Below are 3,646 nucleotides of genomic sequence, written 5' to 3'. Positions count from 1 at the left end.
CTGACTTCTGACTTCTGACTTCTGACTTCTGACTTCTGACTTCTGACTTCTGCTATACCTTTAATCAAAATTCCCCCCCTATTACCACACTTCCCACACTTCCCACACTTCCCACACTTCCCACACTTCCCGCGCCCCCGCCCCACACTTCCCACACTCCCCCCTCTGACCACCCTAATCCCTTGGCTTTAACAGAAACTGATCGAATTTAATCACCTCTGAATTAGGCGATCGCGTATCAAAGCGATAGCTAGTTACTATACCGGTGCCAGTATCCAAGATACTAAACACAGTCACGTCATTACTAGCGATATAAGGCAAGGGCTGGTTATTGTCTCCTAACAATGGCGCTATGGTTGGCCTCACTGGCTCTAATCCATTTGGGTCTCCAGTAGCGGAATAGTTTTCGTTATAACCAGTTGGTACTGGGCGCTTCTTCTGACCAACATAAGCACCATAACTATTCCCCACATTGGAGGATTCTAAAAAATGCATGCCATTACCATCAACAAAGCGATTCCATAGATGGGAATGCCCATAATACACCAACTGCACACCAGCAGCTTCTAACAATGGCACCACATCCCGAATGATATAATCCTGGTCTTTGGGGTACTCATAACGCACTGCTGTCACCTTACCCGTCCGATCCCGCTCAATGATCTGCACTGGGTCAGTATAAGCTGGGACAATATTGTCCCCTAGGCTATGGGGAGGATGGTGAAGCATCACAATTTTATACTTAGCTTGTTGGAACTCAGTGCTATTGAGTTCTGCCTGGAGCCATTGGTACTGGGGACTCCCTTTACTAACTGCTTCAAAGATATGTTGTCCGTATCCCCAAGCGATGGGATTGTCTAAATCTTGTTGCCGTTCTTGATACCTACCTTTGGCATTAGGACTTAAGCTAGGTGTCCGCCAAATATTAGTAATGTACAACACCACTAAGCGAATATCACCAAAGGTTACCGCATAATAAGGTTTGCCATTAGGTAGGTAAAAAATCTCGTTATAAGTGTCAGTATTATAGGTATTATTTTTTAGCCAAGCTTGGTAATAATTAGGGTCATTATCTGGATTTAACTGTTCAGCTTTTTGCTGATAGATGGCTTGTGCTGCAGCCCGAGGAAAAGGGTCATTGAATTGGCTATTCAAATCCTTTTCCATAGAAAAACGCCCCATCACTTCATGATTGCCAACTACAGGAAAGATCGGGGCATGTTGAATAATTTCACCGCCATGGTAGGTAGTTTGAACCCCATTCTTTTCCAATTGGTAATTGGCTCGACCCTGAAGACAGGGGAAAAAGGCACCACCCCGGTTATCATCAAACCATTCCGAAGCCCGGTCAGGAATATTAACTAAATCACCAACATAGAACACCCCATCGATTTGGCCTACGGTTTCTACCACCTTCTGGAGATTAGCTGCTGTCATCGGCATTAGTTGATGGTCAGAGGTCAGAAGAATTTTCTGGGGTGTCTCAGGGTTTGGTAGAGCACTGAGGCTATAGAGCTTGCTCCTGACAACTTGCCCATTCTCCTTGATACTGGTGACTTGATAGGGAACACGAAGACCAGGAGTCAGTCCAGTTACGATGGCTTCATGACGCCAAATATCCCGCATGATTGGCTTCTGGTAGACTTGGGAGTCTTCGGTCTGGTTGCCGACTCGGGATTTTTGGTCTTCCCGAGTGCGGCTGAGTTTAGTAGTAGTAGCAGTGGCCTTACGGTAAGAGGTCGTGCCGTAGGTAACGGTGTGGCGGGAGCCAGGAAAGTCGGTAAACCAAACCACCCGCACGGAATCTTCTGTAGGAAATTGTAAGAATGGGTCAGTCAGTAATTCGTAAGCGGATGTCATGGCTCGCTGCTGGGTAATTTGCTTGATAGTTGGGACAAGAACAATTACACCGATCACTATAGCTGCCATGAGGATAAAGCGACTGATAGAAAACTTGACCATGAAAGCTATCGGGCAGGGAATCGGGAATCGGGAATCGGGAATCGGAACCCACCCCTAACCCCTCCCAGGAGGGGAACGGGAATCGGGAATCGGGAATCGGGAATCGGAACCCACCCCTAACCCCTCCCAGGAGGGGAACGGGAATCGGGAATCGGGAATCGGGAATCGGGAATCGGGAGAAGAGTGTGGGGAGAGGGGGAAGTGTGGGGAGAGGGGGAAGTGTGGGGAGAACTAAGAAGTAGTTTTCGATGAAGTTGGTATAGCTTTGATCATACTTATGTTGATCATACTTATGAGGTAGATTCAATTTTCTTACCCCGACTCCCGACTCCCGACTCCCGACTCCCTCGGTGCGCTTGACCCGTAATTAAATTCGCCACGGGTCGCACCGCTCCCGACTCCCGTTCCCCTCCTGGGAGGGGTTAGGGGTGGGTTCCGACTCCCGACTCCCTGATACTTTAGCTGATCGAGTGCCTCAAACCCTCAATTTGTTTTTGTGGAAAGTATATTTTGGATCCTAAACATTTATGTAAAATATTCTTGCAATAATTACATTTGAGGTCAGATTAAAGTTAAATTAGATACAAAACTAACTGACTACAGGTTTTATAGAACTAAATCTATGACATTATTAACTACTAATCAAGTTCTTAAACAACTTAAGCAAGGACTGTCGTTACAGAAAGCCGAGCTGAGTCATATTGATTTACAGGGGTTGAATCTGGATCAGGCTCAGTTTGCCCATGCTTACCTACGTAATGCCAATCTCTCGGGAGCGTCTTGTCAAGAGACAGACTTTACTCAAGCCAATCTCAGCTGGGCAAACCTATCGGGAGCTACTCTGGTTTATGCCCGACTTTCAGGAGCTCAACTGAATCGTGCTGGTTTGGAGGGGGCGAATCTCCGAGGGGCTTGTGCAACAAAGGCTAAGCTGTGTGGGGCAAAACTAGATGGGGTTGAGGCTTCCTTAGCTCAGCTGCAAAAGGCTGATTTGAGAGAAGCAACTGGGAAAGGGATAACCTTTATCAATGCCAATCTCAAGATGGCGAATTTAGGAGCTGTGAATTTCCCTGAGGCTAATTTCAGTGGAGCAAGCCTTGATATAGCTAGCTTAGAGGCAGCTAACTTAATGGATACTAAGTGGGTTGGTGCTGATTTGGAACGAGCCAATTTAAGCCGTGCTAGTTTAGTCAGAGCAGATTTAACCTCTGCTAATCTGATTGTTGCTAATCTCAGAGCTGCTGATTTGACCGAGGTGATTTTGCGTGGTGCTCAGTTGCTGGAGTCAAGTTTGGAAAATGCCTTATTAAAGGATGTTGATTTAACTGAAGCGTCTTTATTTTCTGCGAATTTAGAAGGCGCTCGCTTATCTAATATTAATCTTAAAAATGCTGATTTACAGTACGCTAATTTAGAGAATACTATTTGGAATGGTGTTGATTTTTATAACTGCGAGGTAGCAGGTGCAGTGTTTACTGATGCTAAGGGCTTAAGTGCTCAACAGTGCCAATGGCTGAAGAAAAATGGCGCGTTGAATGTTCCTTGTGGGTAACAGCAACCTAAGCTATCAGCTATCAGCGGTCAGCGGTCAGCGGTCAGCGGTCAGCTATCAGCGGTCAGCTTTTAGCTCACGCTACTTGAGGTGCCGTCAGCTTATTTTATTCAAAAGTACTGATTGCGCTAC

General features: G+C 46.2%; 3 protein-coding genes. 1 reads left to right on the top strand and 2 read right to left on the bottom strand.

All coding sequences use genetic code 11. The features are described 5' to 3' along the window. Positions 1-174 precede the first annotated feature (174 nt). Positions 175-1,860, bottom strand: a complete 1,686-nt coding sequence (locus F6K38_RS37230) for a purple acid phosphatase family protein (protein WP_229414506.1) — start codon at positions 1,858-1,860, stop codon at positions 175-177. Continuing rightward, on the bottom strand, positions 1,832-2,269 hold the full coding sequence (locus tag F6K38_RS37225) for a hypothetical protein (protein ID WP_287255338.1): 438 nt from the start codon (positions 2,267-2,269) through the stop codon (positions 1,832-1,834). The genes F6K38_RS37230 and F6K38_RS37225 overlap by 29 nt, the downstream gene beginning before the upstream one ends. Positions 2,270-2,584: 315 nt before the next feature. On the opposite strand from F6K38_RS37225, the gene F6K38_RS37220 reads away from it, so the two are divergent. After that, positions 2,585-3,514 (top strand): pentapeptide repeat-containing protein, encoded by a 930-nt coding sequence (locus F6K38_RS37220; RefSeq protein ID WP_287255336.1) that lies wholly within the window; start codon positions 2,585-2,587, stop codon positions 3,512-3,514. Positions 3,515-3,646 lie beyond the last annotated feature (132 nt).

The sequence above is a fragment of the Moorena sp. SIO3B2 genome (assembly GCF_010692525.1).
GTDB lineage: Bacteria > Cyanobacteriota > Cyanobacteriia > Cyanobacteriales > Coleofasciculaceae > Moorena > Moorena producens.
This window is presented reverse-complemented; position numbering and strand designations above follow the sequence as displayed.